General features: G+C 41.8%; 13 protein-coding genes. 9 read left to right on the forward strand and 4 right to left on the reverse strand.

From position 1 onward, the window contains the following. Positions 1–293: 293 nt before the first annotated feature. The gene (gene pruA, locus ACXYMT_RS06010) at positions 294–1,919 is read right to left on the reverse strand and encodes an L-glutamate gamma-semialdehyde dehydrogenase (RefSeq protein WP_459058180.1); all 1,626 of its coding nucleotides are present in this window, start codon (positions 1,917–1,919) and stop codon (positions 294–296) included. Positions 1,920–2,058: 139 nt separating this feature from the next. Here pruA and ACXYMT_RS06015 point away from each other — a divergent pair, with 139 nt between their 5' ends. Beyond that, complete coding sequence (locus ACXYMT_RS06015; RefSeq protein ID WP_459058181.1) at positions 2,059–2,769, forward strand: NRDE family protein; 711 nt, start codon at positions 2,059–2,061, stop codon at positions 2,767–2,769. 397 nt (positions 2,770–3,166) lie between these two features. Here the strand turns inward: ACXYMT_RS06015 and apaG are convergent, their stop codons facing one another. The 3 genes from apaG to ACXYMT_RS06030 are packed head-to-tail and all read right to left on the reverse strand — an operon-like array spanning position 3,167 to position 5,917. Further along, positions 3,167–3,553: a Co2+/Mg2+ efflux protein ApaG gene (gene apaG / locus ACXYMT_RS06020; protein WP_168137041.1), complete on the reverse strand. Its 387-nt coding sequence runs from the start codon at positions 3,551–3,553 to the stop codon at positions 3,167–3,169. 1 nt (position 3,554) lies between these two features. After that, on the reverse strand, positions 3,555–4,643 hold the full coding sequence (locus tag ACXYMT_RS06025; RefSeq protein ID WP_459058182.1) for a DUF3667 domain-containing protein: 1,089 nt from the start codon (positions 4,641–4,643) through the stop codon (positions 3,555–3,557). A gap of 20 nt (positions 4,644–4,663) precedes the next feature. Further along, entirely contained in the window at positions 4,664–5,917 is a 1,254-nt protein-coding gene (locus tag ACXYMT_RS06030) for a type IX secretion system plug protein (RefSeq protein ID WP_459058183.1), read from the reverse strand. Positions 5,918–6,078: 161 nt separating this feature from the next. On the opposite strand from ACXYMT_RS06030, the gene ACXYMT_RS06035 reads away from it, so the two are divergent. The 8 genes from ACXYMT_RS06035 to ACXYMT_RS06070 all read left to right on the forward strand — a co-directional run bounded on the left by ACXYMT_RS06035 (position 6,079) and on the right by ACXYMT_RS06070 (position 13,530). Next, complete coding sequence (locus ACXYMT_RS06035) at positions 6,079–7,425, forward strand: Na(+)-translocating NADH-quinone reductase subunit A (RefSeq protein ID WP_459058184.1); 1,347 nt, start codon at positions 6,079–6,081, stop codon at positions 7,423–7,425. 10 nt (positions 7,426–7,435) lie between these two features. Then, positions 7,436–8,620, forward strand: coding sequence for an NADH:ubiquinone reductase (Na(+)-transporting) subunit B (locus ACXYMT_RS06040; RefSeq protein WP_459058185.1), 1,185 nt, complete (start codon positions 7,436–7,438; stop codon positions 8,618–8,620). A gap of 2 nt (positions 8,621–8,622) precedes the next feature. Further along, positions 8,623–9,366, forward strand: coding sequence for a Na(+)-translocating NADH-quinone reductase subunit C (locus tag ACXYMT_RS06045; RefSeq protein ID WP_459058186.1), 744 nt, complete (start codon positions 8,623–8,625; stop codon positions 9,364–9,366). Between the two features lie 2 nt (positions 9,367–9,368). Further along, positions 9,369–10,127: an NADH:ubiquinone reductase (Na(+)-transporting) subunit D gene (locus tag ACXYMT_RS06050; protein WP_459058187.1), complete on the forward strand. Its 759-nt coding sequence runs from the start codon at positions 9,369–9,371 to the stop codon at positions 10,125–10,127. Positions 10,128–10,151: 24 nt separating this feature from the next. Beyond that, the gene (nqrE, locus tag ACXYMT_RS06055) at positions 10,152–10,766 is read left to right on the forward strand and encodes an NADH:ubiquinone reductase (Na(+)-transporting) subunit E (protein ID WP_459058188.1); all 615 of its coding nucleotides are present in this window, start codon (positions 10,152–10,154) and stop codon (positions 10,764–10,766) included. 10 nt (positions 10,767–10,776) lie between these two features. Beyond that, complete coding sequence (gene nqrF / locus ACXYMT_RS06060; protein WP_459058189.1) at positions 10,777–12,066, forward strand: NADH:ubiquinone reductase (Na(+)-transporting) subunit F; 1,290 nt, start codon at positions 10,777–10,779, stop codon at positions 12,064–12,066. Positions 12,067–12,157: 91 nt separating this feature from the next. Then, positions 12,158–12,514, forward strand: a complete 357-nt coding sequence (locus ACXYMT_RS06065) for a Na(+)-translocating NADH-quinone reductase subunit F (RefSeq protein WP_459058190.1) — start codon at positions 12,158–12,160, stop codon at positions 12,512–12,514. 2 nt (positions 12,515–12,516) lie between these two features. Continuing rightward, positions 12,517–13,530 carry an FAD:protein FMN transferase gene (locus ACXYMT_RS06070; protein ID WP_459058191.1) on the forward strand — a complete coding sequence of 338 codons (1,014 nt, stop codon included), beginning with the start codon at positions 12,517–12,519 and terminating at the stop codon, positions 13,528–13,530. The last annotated feature ends 255 nt before the right edge of the window (positions 13,531–13,785 follow it).

Raw genomic sequence — 13,785 nt, forward strand, 5'->3', positions numbered from 1 at the left:
TAGCAGCGTTAAGAGTAGGGGGACTCATTTAACTCCGAAGGGAGCTTTATAACATGCTAATTTACAGCTAAAAAACGTTAATTAACTGATTTTTAGATATCTGTAACAGTATTTCCGACGAACTACACGAATTAAGAAATTTTTAGGGAAAAAATTAGGATTTCTAGAGAAAAATACTCTTAAAAAAAGAAGCTGAATGTTAATTTTTTTGAAAATCATTAACATTCAGCTTGGAATATGCTCACCGGAATTCCGGACTGTAGGAAATTTCTATCTAATTTTCCTCTCTTTTATTACTCCCCTAAAAACGGATAACGATAATCTGTCGGGGTAACAAATGTTTCCTTGATGGTTCTCGGAGAAATCCAACGATATAGGTTTAGGATCGATCCTGCTTTATCGTTAGTACCACTGCCGCGGGCACCACCAAATGGCTGCTGACCTACAACCGCACCGGTTGGTTTATCGTTGATATAGAAGTTTCCGGCTGCATTTTGAAGTGCTTTGGTTGCTTCGGCAGCTGCGTAGCGGTCCTGGGACAGGATAGCTCCGGTTAAGGCATATTCAGAATCATCAACCAGCTTTAGTGTCTCTTCCCATTTGTCATCCTCGTAAAGGTATACAGTAACTACAGGTCCAAATAACTCGGTGCACATAGTGCTGTATTTTGGATTATCTGTTAGAATCACTGTTGGTTCAATAAACCAGCCTTTTGATTTGTCATAGTTTCCACCCACAACAATTTCCGCATCGCTGTCGTTCTTAGCGGCGTCAATGAATTTTGCCAGTTTATCAAAAGAAGCTTCATGGATCACGGCTGTAATGAAGTTGCTCATATCCTCGGGTGAACCCATTTTGAAAGACTTTACATCTTCCACTACATATCCTTTAACTTCTTCCCACATGCTTTTTGGAATGTAAACTCTGGAAGCAGCACTGCATTTTTGACCCTGGAATTCAAAAGCTCCACGAGATATTGCTGTAGCTACCTGCTTTGGTCTTGCAGTTGGATGCGCAAGGATGAAATCCTTACCTCCTGTCTCTCCAACTATACGAGGATAAGACCTGTAATTGTGAATGTTCTCTCCAATTTGTTTCCAAAGATTCTTGAATACGGTTGTGCTTCCGGTAAAGTGAAGTCCGGCAAAATCTCTGTGCTCAAGAATAACATCAGAGATCATTTTTGGATCTCCCATAACCATATTGATCACCCCGTCTGGCAATCCTGCTTCCTTGAATACTTCCATGATCACCTGTGCAGAATACACCTGCGAGTCACTTGGTTTCCAGATAGCCACATTTCCAAGCATTGCAGGTGCCGATGGCAGGTTTCCGGCAATAGCGGTAAAGTTGAATGGAGTCACTGCGTAGACGAACCCTTCGAGCGGACGGTATTCTAACCTGTTCCATGCTTCCGAAGAAGATTCCGGCTGCTCTTCGTAAATACGAGTCATGTACTCTACATTGAATCGAAGGAAATCTATAAGCTCACAAGCTGCATCGATCTCTGCCTGGAAAATATTCTTTGACTGCCCAATCATTGTCGCTGCATTGATCTTGTAGCGGTAAGGACCTGCAATAAGTTCGGCTGCTTTTAAGAATACTGCGGCTCTCTGCTCCCATTCGAGGTTCGCCCATTTTTCCCGGGCATCCAGAGCACTTTGAATAGCCTTTTCTACGTGTTCTTTTGAAGCCTTGTGATAATCTCCCAAATGATGTTGGTGATCGTGTGGCGGATTCATTGGAGCAGTATCGCCGGTCTTGATCTCCTCGCTTCCAATGTAAAGCGGCACTTCAACTTTGCTGTTATACAATTCTTTATAAGCCTTTAAAACGGCCTCTCTTTCGGGTGTTCCGGGAGCATATGATTTTACTGGTTCATTAACTGCCTGCGGAACCTGGAATACACCTTTTCCCATAGTTGTTTTTGATTTTTTGTGATTTCTAAATGAGTGGTCGTAAAGGTAAAAAAATTAAAATAGTTTTAGTTACACTATTTTTTACTGAACTTTACTCAAAATGAGCAGCTAAAAGCTATAGAATCTTAATTATTTCATAATGTGTACCGTCACAATTACCCCTGTAAAAGGGAAAAATTTGTTCATGCTTACTTCCAATCGGGATGAAGCACCGGGAAGGGAAACTCTGCCGCCAAAGATGTATGATATAGCGGGTTTAAAAATGGTATTTCCGAAAGATGTTCTTGCCGGCGGTACCTGGCTGGGAATAAGTGAACGTCAGCGAGTCATCTGCCTTCTGAATGGTGGTTTTGAACGACATGAGAGAGAGCTACCTTACGGAAAGAGCAGGGGAGTTGTAGTAAAGGACCTCCTGGCTGCTAAAGATTTTCCTAAAGCTGCGGAAGTATATGATCTGTCTGAAGTAGAGCCCTTTACAATAGTGGCAGCAGATTGGCATGACAAACTCCGTTTCTTCGAATTCGTTTGGGACGGAAGTGAAAAACATTTTAAGGATCTGCCCCTGAAGCCTCGCATCTGGTCATCCAGTCCTTTATATTCAGAAGAAATGAAAAAGCTGCGGGAGGAGTGGTTCCAAAAGCTTCAGCAGAAAAGAGAATTGACACCTGAAGCATTGCTGGATTTCCATTTTTCGGCAGGTAAGGGAGACAAGGATCGTGGGGTAATCATAGATCGCGGATTTGTGAAAACTATGAGTATTTCACAGGTGGTAGTTTCAGAGGATAAGACAAAGTTCTTATATAAAGATCTTACTACAGAGGAGGAGACTGTCTTGAATTTAAAAATTTGAAAATGTGATAATTTGAAAACAGATTTTACTTCAAAAAAAGAAGTAATGAAAAACTGCATTTTTGGGAGGTAATTTTATTTTGTTGGCAGGTCTAGACCCTCAAAAAGAGATGTCGAAAATGACATTTTTGGGAGGTCAGTATTTCCAAACGTCGTGGTGCCAAATACTCATCGAAAAATTAACTGGCTTACCTACTGCCAGGTGACAAGTGACAGGTGACAGGTGGGAATTCAATTTTTTAATCGTAAAGACCTCTCGACTCCACTTGAGGAGACATCCGGAATATTTAGCCGAGTCAAAAATGGCATTTTTGAAAGGTAATTTCAAAATGTCCTAAGCCACAGCGTTCAAAGAAACTCGCAACTCATAACTCAAGCCTTGAATCCTAAATTTTGATTTAATTCAACGCAAATGGAGCGCTGAGTTTAAAGGAGGGAATTGCAACTCTGAATTTCCTGGTGGAAGTGAAATTGATCATATTATAAAATCCGCTCATAGCACCAAAAGGAGAGGTGAGGAGGCATCCGCTTTTATAAGTATGGGACTCGCCGGGTTTTATGACAGGTTTCTTGCCAATAACGCCTTCGCCTTCCACGATCTCAGTTCTGTTCAAAGCGTCTTTAATTTTCCAGAACCTGGAAGTGAGCTGTACTGAATCTTTGCTTTGATTTTCAATGGTTATCTGGTAACCAAAAGCGAAGTGGACCCTGTAATTCTTGTAGAAGGTCCCCTCAAAGTTAGTTTCTATTGAGATCTTAATGCCTCTGGTTACTTGTTGTATCATCTTAGTAGATCGCGAATGATGCCAGTACTGAAAACGCGGCAGCTATTATGGCTAAAATAAAGAATATAATGTTGATAATTATAAACTTTAAAAGGGTTTTAACTCTTCCCTGACCATAGAATCTGCGAAAGGCTTTATACAGGTAAAAACCAAAGATGAGAGTAGCTATCCAGGTGGCTGCACTGTTGTCAAGGATCGAATTAAATCCCACCGCAATTCCAAAGAGAACAAACCAGGTGGTTTGATTATGGAAGGTAAAGATGAGGTGTTCCATGTAGGTGAAGGGTCGGCGCAAATATAATAGCCATATGAAAAGGGCGAAGACCGGAAGATAAAAGAAAATGATGAAAGGCAACTTGCTGTAAAAATAGTTCCAGAACAGATCGGAATCTGAGCTGAATCTTTCAGCGTCAACCGTTTTCCTGTAGTACCATTGATTGAAGCCGGTTTGGGAGTAATTGAGACTATCCAAAGCAGCTTCAGCGTTTCTCATTTCTGTGCTTCTATAGTGGTCTGAAAACACTTGCCACTGTTTTATGCGGGCATTAAAATAGGGCATAGTATCCAGAGCACTTTCCGGGACATATTCCACTGTTTCAGTATCAGTAGTATCTATGGGGGGGAGAACCACGTCCAATGCTGGATTTTCAATGCGTTGGGCTGCCAAAAGGGAATCTGCTTCTCTTCGCTGTTCCAGGGAAGCTTCACGATCAATTTCTATAGGTGCCTCCACCTGGTGAGTTGTGCTCCAAAGCAGAAAAAATATTATTGAGGCACTTAGGTAAAATCTATAGGGGTTGGCATATCGCACCCGCTTTCCTTCAATATAATCTTTTGAGATTTTTCCCGGTTTAAAGAGCAGAACTCCTAAAGTTCTGTAGAACCTGGAGTCATAAGCAAAAATTCCTGCAAAAAACTCGTTGAAAAAGTCATTGAAAGCGAGTTTTTTAGTGCTGTTGAGCTGTCCGCAATTAGGGCAGTATTCGTCACTTATATCAAGTGGATGATAGCAATTGAGACATTCTGTGTTGCGGTACTTGAGTTTATGCCGTTCCTTATAAATGGTAGGCACATTTCTTTCTCTGCTCATGTGAAATCTTTCTTGAAACCTTAATTGCTGATGTTTATTGAACTGGCATTCCCAACTCCAATGATCCGGGTATATCTTCCGCCGGGAGGTAGGTAATAGATGAGAACGGTGTAATTGTTTTCGGTGCTAACAAAATTTCCACTTATAAAGCCTTCATCCAAAATTCCGTCATTCCGCAGAAACACATATTTATAGTCATAGTAGCCCTGTTTAAAGAGACGGGCGGTCTCATAGGCTCCTTTTTCAAAATTATAGGTGAGTCTGGTGCTTTCGTCCAGGATAAAGTTGTTGAATTCTCCGTAGAGATGAACCTCTCCACCTGGGAAAGGTTCGGGAGTTTGAAGAGCAAAATGAGTCCACACATACCCGGCTTCAATATCATCTTCTTCTGCCTGGAACTTCCTGACGACGAACTTTCCGTTAATATCGGGATTGTATGTGTAGGGTTGAAACGCTCTGATCACATCCGGAAAAAGATAATGATGGTAGAGTTCCTGCACGTCTATGTACTGTATTTTGACCGTAGCGGCCATAAGATCCTTCCCGTCAAAATTGAGGTACTCATTTCCGGCCCAAAAGGAAGTGAGTTGATCATACTTGTAGACCAGGGTAGACCCGATGTGGTACTGTGGCCGAATATTATATATACCTGTTTTAAGATTGTTGTTCTGAAGTATTACTGCCCACACAGACTCTTCGGGGGTGCGAATAATGAATTCGGGCGAGTCTACTTCAAAATTCACCACCTGCTTAGTCTGAATGAATTTCACCTCCCTGGATTTTCGTACAGTGACCGGCACGCGGGTGAGAGGTTCGTAAACCATGAATTTCCGGGAGAAAACTAGCTCTCTTTCTTCATTAAAGATCTTTAATAAATAATTTCCGCTAACCTTGAGCGCACGGGTATTATCATTTGGTATTCGCAGTTCATAGTGGGAATAGAGCTGTAAGGTATTGAAAGAATTTTCGTAATCGGTTATCCTTACATTATCGAAGCCTTCTAGAAATTCATTTTTAAGTAGTTGAGAGGGTGACCAGTCGTAATTAAAATGTTCAATAGTATAATAGTAGTTTGCTTCATCCCCAATTAGATCATCGAAACTTAAGAAAATGGGTTGTCCCAGTTGTATAATTGGAGTGCCACTGAATCCTTCTGGTCCTGTGAAGATTACTGTGCGAATGTAATTAGGCGGGGGAGTTTCAATGACTGCCTGGGCAGCAGCAAAATAGATCCCAGATAAAAAGAGAAAGGAGAGGGTAAAGATTGACTTCATGCACTGAAAATAAGTTTAAAGATACTCAAAAACTGATTACCGTCACTATTTGACTTTTTTAACAAGTTTGAAGGGGAATTAATTTAGTTTTAATTGGGATTTGTGGGTCGGAAATCAGTAAATTTGCCCGGATTTTAAATGAAATTTTAACACTTCGTCCTATGTCAAACGACATTAGAATAAAAAGAGGGCTCACGCTTCGCCTTAAAGGAGAAGCCGAAAAGACCCTTGTTGACGCACCCCGTTCCAAAACTTACGCTGTAAAACCACCCGATTTTCATTCGGTGATACCTAAGATGGTTGTAAAGGAGGGTGCAAAAGTACAGGCAGGTGATGAACTTTTCTTCTCAAAATATACCGAGAAGATCAGGTTTACGTCTCCTGTTAGTGGTACTCTAAAAGAAATAGTAAGGGGTGAAAAACGCCGTATACTTGAGGTGGTAATTGAGGCCGACGCTTCAGATGATTTCCGTGATTTTGGAACTCTTGATCCATTAAAAGCTGAAGCGGATGCTGTGAAAAGCAGGATCCTTGAAAGCGGGAGCTGGGCTTTTATCAACCAGCGACCTTACGATATCCCGGCTGATCCTGAAGATACCCCTAAGGCCATTTTTGTTTCAGCACTAAACACAGCGCCACTTTCTGCAGATGTTGAGTTTATACTAAAGGATCGTCTTGAGGCATTTCAGGCCGGTCTAAATGCACTTACCAGGTTGACCCCGGGAAAAGTGCACGTATCTGTTGCGGGTAAAGGCGAAGGGGTTTTAAATAGCCTTCAAAATGTTGAGGTTCATAAGGTCTATGGTCCGCATCCGGCTGCCAATGTAGGTGTCCAGATCCACAAGATCGACCCAATTAACATGGGAGATCGTGTTTGGACTGTGCAGCCCGAGGATGTTGCCAACATTGGAGATCTTTTCCTTACAGGAAAATTCACTGCTGTTCGCACTGTTGCGGTTTGTGGTAGTGAGGCTAAAGACAGAAAATACTTTAGAACAACAATTGGAGCTCCGGTTGTTGATCTTGTTGGTTCTGTTGACACCAAAAATGTGAGGATCATATCTGGAGATGTGCTTACTGGACAACAGGTGAACAACGAGCAGTATATCGGATTCTTTCCGAATGAACTTACTTTGATCCCGGAAGGAAATAAGTACCGTATGTTTGGATGGTTGCCTTTTACATATAATAACATCCCTTCTAATTCCAGAACTTCTTTGAGCTGGATGTTCCCTAAAAAGAAATTTGAAGTGAATACCAATCTTCACGGGGAAGAAAGAGCTTTGGTGGTGACCGGTGAAATGGAAGAGGTGATGCCAATGGATATTTATCCTATGCAGCTATTGAAAGCCTGTATGGCAGCCGATATTGAGAAGATGGAGAATCTTGGGATCTACGAAGTTGCTCCCGAAGATTTTGCACTTGTAGATTATGTGAATACTTCAAAAATTGAGGCGCAAGAAATAATACGCTTAGGGCTGGATTTAATGATCACCGAAGTTGGATAAACTGTTTACTATGGAATGGATTAGACAAAAACTAGATAAGTTTAAAGAGCCCTTTGCTAAGGGTAAGAAACTAGAGAAGTATTCTCCCGCAATTAATGCGCTTGATACTTTTCTTTTTACGCCAAATCACACCACCAAAAAAGGTGCGCACGTTAGAGATGCGGTTGATTTGAAGAGAGTGATGATCACTGTAGTAATTGCGCTTCTACCAGTACTGCTATTTAGTATGTGGAATCAAGGTTACCAGTATCTCAAGCAAATTCAGCCAGAAGTTGATTTCTGGGATGCGTTTGGTCACGGTGCAATGGATATTCTTCCAATGATCGTGGTGTCTTATGCGGTAGGTCTTGGAATTGAGTTCGCGTTTGCTATTTTTAGAGGCCATGAAGTAAACGAGGGATACCTTGTGACGGGTCTCTTGATCCCTATGATCATGCCTGTGGGGCTGCCTTTGTGGATGCTGGCAATTTCTGTAGTATTTGCTGTAGTGATTGGAAAGGAAGCGTTTGGTGGGACCGGAATGAATATTCTTAACCCTGCGCTTACTGCTCGTGCCTTTGCCTTCTTTGCTTATCCTACTTATATGTCGGGTAACCAGGTTTGGGTGATGAATGCTGCCGAAGTTGACGGAGTTTCGGGGGAAACCATTTTAGGAACCCTTGCTGCAAATCAGCCGGTAGAATATTCAACGATGGATATGTTCTGGGGATTGATCCCGGGATCGGTATCAGAGACTTCAGCAGCTTTATGTTTGGTGGGTGCGCTGTTCTTGATCTATACAAAAGTAGGTAGCTGGAGAATTATGCTAAGTGCCGTGGTTGGAGCTGCAGCGATGGGCTTGATCTTTAATGCACTTCCGGCAATGGGAGTTGAAGGAAATGCTCTTACTAACTTCCCGTGGTACAACCATCTTGTTGCAGGAGGACTTGCTTTTGGTATTGTTTATATGGCGACAGACCCTGTTTCGGCTGCACAAACTTATAAAGGTAAATGGATCTATGGATTCCTTATAGGATTCTTATCGGTAATGATCAGGGTATTCAACCCTGCTTATCCCGAAGGTGTGATGCTTGCCATTCTGTTGATGAACGTGTTTGCCCCAACAATTGATCACTATGTGATCCAGGGGAACATTAAGCGAAGAGTGAAAAGGAAGGCAGCAGGAATTAACAATCAAGTTGAAACTGTAGTATAGTTATGGAAGAGAAAACAGTAAACAAAACGAATTCCAACTCGTATACCTTTATATTCGCCATTATAATGGTGGTGGTAGTAGGAGTTGTACTTGCATTCGCTGCGACTTCTTTGCAGCCAATGCAGTATGAGAACATGCGCCAGGAGAAAATGCAGAATATTCTTGCGACAGTTGGGGTGCAAACCGACAGGGCAGGAGCTGAAGCTTTGTTTCAGGAGTATATTAAAGAACAGCTTGTTCTTAATAATCAGGGTCAGGAAAAAGAAGGAGTTAATGCTTTTGATGTAGACCTTGCAAAGGAGCTTAAGAAGTCTGATACAGAACAAAACTTTCCGCTTTATATAGCAGAGGTTGATGGGGAGACCTATTACATTATTCCACTTCGGGGAGCCGGGCTTTGGAATGCCATTTTTGGATACATTGCTCTTCAGAATGATGTGAATACCATCAAAGGAGCAGTGTTTGACCACCTTGGGGAAACTCCGGGGCTTGGTGCAGAAATCACTCAGGAATGGTTTAGAGAGCGCTTTACAGATGAAAAGATCTTTAATGAGAATGGAGAGCTAATAGGAGTATCTGTCGTGAAAGGAAACACCAGTACTTCTAAGGATGACAATAAGGTAGACGCAATATCGGGTGCAACAATTACAGGAGATGGTGTATCAGATATGATCTCTGAACGACTTCAGCACTACCTGCCTTATTTCAAGAGCAAAACAGATATGAACTTTGCAAGTAATTTTTAATTATGGCACAGGAAACACAAAATAAACCTGAGCAAGTAGCTGAGGTAGACAAGGAAACCAAGAAAGATGCAATGATTCTTTTTCTTTCAGATTCAGAGGAGAAAGAGCACTTTCTATCGAGAGCCAACAGGAAACTTCTTACAGATCCTCTTGACGATGATAACCCTATTACTGTTCAGGTTCTGGGGATTTGTTCTGCACTTGCGATCACAGTTCAGTTAGAACCGGCAATTGTAATGGCGATTGCAGTAATGGCAGTAATGGCGTTTAGTAACATGATCATTTCGGTTTTGAGAAATATGATCCCAAACAGGATCAGGATCATCGTTCAACTTGTAGTTGTTGCTTCCCTGGTTGCTTTGGTAGACCAGGTATTAAGAGCATTTGCTTATGATGTAAGTAAACAGCTTTCGGTATTTATTGGTCTTATCATTACCAACTGTATCGTAATGGGTCGTTTGGAAGCTTTTGCCCTTGGGAACGGAGTTTACAAATCCTTCCTTGACGGAATAGGGAACGCTGCTGGATACGGTCTTATTCTTATCATAGTAGCCTTCTTCCGTGAACTTTTAGGTGCCGGAAAACTTTTTGGTTACGAGGTGCTTGGACACAAAGGTGCAACTCTTGCAGAATCCACCGGACTTTACGCTTTGGGCTATGAGAACAATGGATTGATGCTACTTTCACCAATGGCACTAATTGTTGTAGGTATCATTATTTGGGTACAACGTTCAAGGAATAGAAAACTAATCGAGGCCTAATCACTAACCACAAAAAATTCGAATATGGATTATATTAATTTATTCGTACGAAGCATCTTCATAGAGAATATGATCTTTGCTTATTTCCTTGGGATGTGCTCGTACCTTGCAGTTTCCAAGACAGTAAAAACAGGGGTAGGATTAGGAGCAGCGGTTATTTTCGTTCTGTCTATAACTGTACCTATCAACTTTTTACTTGACAAATACCTTCTTAGACCCGGTGCTCTTACCTGGTTGAACGAGGAGTATGCAACTATAGACCTCAGTTTCTTAAGTTTCATCATGTTCATTGCGGTGATCGCAGCCATGGTACAACTTGTTGAAATGATCGTGGAAAAATTCGCACCCGCCCTATATGGAGCGCTGGGAATTTTCCTTCCTTTGATCGCGGTGAACTGTGCCATTTTAGGAGGTGCACTTTTCATGCAACAAAAGGATTTCTCCGGTATTGGAGAAGCTGCTACTTACGGCTTTGGAAGTGGAATTGGCTGGTTCCTTGCTATTTTGGGGATCGCTGCCATCCGTGAAAAGATTGCCTATTCAAATGTTCCCGCTCCCCTTAAAGGATTAGGAATAACTTTTATCATCACCGGACTTATGGCCCTTGGGTTCATGAGTTTCATGGGAATTAAATTATAGAGAGAAAGCAATGGAAGTAATTATAGCAAGTGTTGTTGTATTCTTAGCCCTGATCTTGATCCTGGTGGCTGTTCTTTTGGGAGCAAAAGCCAAGTTGATCCCGTCGGGACCTGTGAAGATCAATATTAACAATGAAAAAGACATCGAAGTAGGCTCTGGAGGAACTCTTCTTTCTACTTTGGGTGAGAACAAGCTTTTCCTGCCTTCTGCCTGTGGTGGGGGTGGTACCTGTATACAGTGCAAGTGTATTGTTGCTGAAGGTGGTGGAACTATTCTACCAACTGAAGAGCCTCATTTCACTCGTAAAGAGATTGCCGATGGATGGCGTCTTGGTTGTCAGGTGAAAGTTAAGCAGGATATGAAGATCACCATTCCTGAAGAAGTATTCGGTATTAAGAAATGGGAAGCTACTGTAGTGAGTAACTATAACGTGGCATCTTTTATCAAGGAATTTGTAGTTGAGATTCCTGAAGATATGGATTACAAAGCAGGTGGATATATCCAGATTGAGATCCCTAAGTGTGAAGTGAAGTATGAGGATATGGATATCACCGCTCACCCTGAAGAACATCCGGGAGAACCTGATAAATTCAAGCTTGAGTGGGATAAATTCAACCTTTGGCCGCTTGTAATGAAGAACCCTGAGGTTGTGGAAAGAGCTTACTCAATGGCTTCTTATCCTGCCGAAGGAAGAAGAATTATGTTGAACGTTCGTGTTGCGACTCCGCCATGGGATCGCGCAAAGAATGACTGGATGGCTGTAAATCCGGGTATCGCTTCTTCTTATATCTTTAATCAGAAAAAAGGAGACAAGGTAACCATTTCAGGGCCTTATGGAGAATTCTTTATAAACCACAGTGATTCAGAAATGCTTTACGTAGGTGGTGGTGCCGGAATGGCTCCAATGCGTTCTCACCTGTATCACCTTTTCAGAACTCTTAAGACCGGAAGAAAAGTGACTTATTGGTATGGAGGTCGTTCTAAGAGAGAATTGTTCTATACCGAGCACTTTAGAGCTCTTGAAAGAGATTTTCCAAATTTCAAATTCTATATCGCCCTTTCTGAACCTCTGGAAGAGGACAACTGGAAGGTGAAGGATGGAATTGATGGAGAAGGAGATGGTTTCGTTGGATTTATACACCAGGTAGTAATAGATAACTATTTAAGTCTTCATGATGAGCCGGAAGAAATAGAGTTCTATTTCTGTGGACCACCGCTAATGAACAAAGCTGTTGAGAAAATGGCCGAGGACTTTGGAGTGCCACCGGAAAATGTAAGATTTGATGACTTTGGAGGATAATCTAATGCAAAATTATAAAAAACAGCTGCCCAGGGGCGGCTGTTTTTGTTTAAGGTTGAATACATTTGCCTTTATTGACTAAATTTGCTGTATGTCGCAACTTACAGATCAGGAACTTCATAATTTGGCAATGAACATTGTTGGAAAGGACCTTGAAGAGCAGGGCTATGAATTTCTCGGAGTGAACAGTGAATTCAAAAAGGATCCACAGTTTGTCGCATTGAAAGATAAGAAGCTTCATTTTGTTATAGTGCGGGCTATAGAATATCCACACGATCCCAAGGAAATGGATATGTTCTTTCTTGAGACTATAAAGCAACATGCACAGAAGTTTGATGCACGTACCTTTTATGCAGGAGTCGGTTTGGCAAATTCAAAAGATTATGATCTGCCTGTGTCCAGTTCTGAAGATTACGTGGTCAATTACCACGGATTAAAAGAGATCTAAAAATGACATTTTTGAGACCTATTATTTTATTGTTTTCCTTTTTCCTCCTGGTTTCCTGCTCGGAGATAGATGAGCAAAGAAGCGCCAATGGAGAAGCTTTAGGAACTACTTATTCCATCGCTTATTATTCTGAAGATTTGATCCCAATAGATAGGGCTCTGGATTCCATTTTTGAGAGGGTAAATCAGTCGATGAGTACCTACAGGGATTCTTCCGATATTTCGAAAATTAACAGGGGAGACAGCCTGGTGAAAGTGGATAGTCTTTTTCAGGAAGTATTTTTAGTTTCCAAGGAGGTGTGGGAGGACAGTAACGGGTATTTTGACCCAACTGTTGGAGACCTTGTAAATCAATACGGTTTTGGACCCGAAAGCGGACCCAGGGAAGTAGATTCACTCACTATTGATTCACTTATGAGATATGTGGGCTTTGGAAAGATGAAGCTGCAGGATAATATAGTGGTGAAGGAATCTCCTGAGATGTACCTTGATTTCAATGCAATAGCAAAAGGTTACGCTATAGATCTTATCGGTCATTATTTAGATTCTAAAGGCGTAGAAGACTATCTAATAGAATTGGGAGGTGAACTCCTGGCCCGTGGGGTGAACAGGGAAAGAGGATCCTACTGGGTGGTGGGAATCGATGACCCTATACAGCAAATGGGTCAAAGGGAGCTCACTGCAACTATAGAATTGCGAAATAAAGCAATGGCTACTTCAGGGAATTACCGAAAGCATAGAACAGATCCCGAGACCGGTGCGCTTTACGTGCATACTATCAACCCACTCACCGGTTTTGCTCAAAAAAGTGATCTTTTAAGTGTGACAGTCCTTGCTGAGAATTGCGCCTTAGCCGATGCTTATGCTACCGCTTTTATGGCCATGGGATATGACCTCTCAAAAATGGTGCTTTTACAACAGGAAAATCTGGATGCTTTTTTTATCTATTCCACACTAGAGGGAGAAATGAAGGAATATGCTACTCCAGGTTTCCAGGAAGTTCTGAAGGATCTGTAGGGGGTGAATCAAGAGCCAGGGGCCAAGATCCGGGAATTTCTTAGATTCTAACGGTGTTCTGGGTTCTGTGTCCGTTGAACAGAATTGCCGGAGGAACAAGGATGGAGAACGATCTGGTAGACAGATCTATACTAAAAGAAATATTTTTTACAACGGCTTGAATGGAATTCCTTACACAACTGATAATCATACTGCGTGGATGCGCACCGGTACTGAACTGCTAATCCTTTACTAACCATTAACTAATTTTAATTT

It is taken from the genome of Salinimicrobium sp. CAU 1759, from assembly GCF_054482715.1.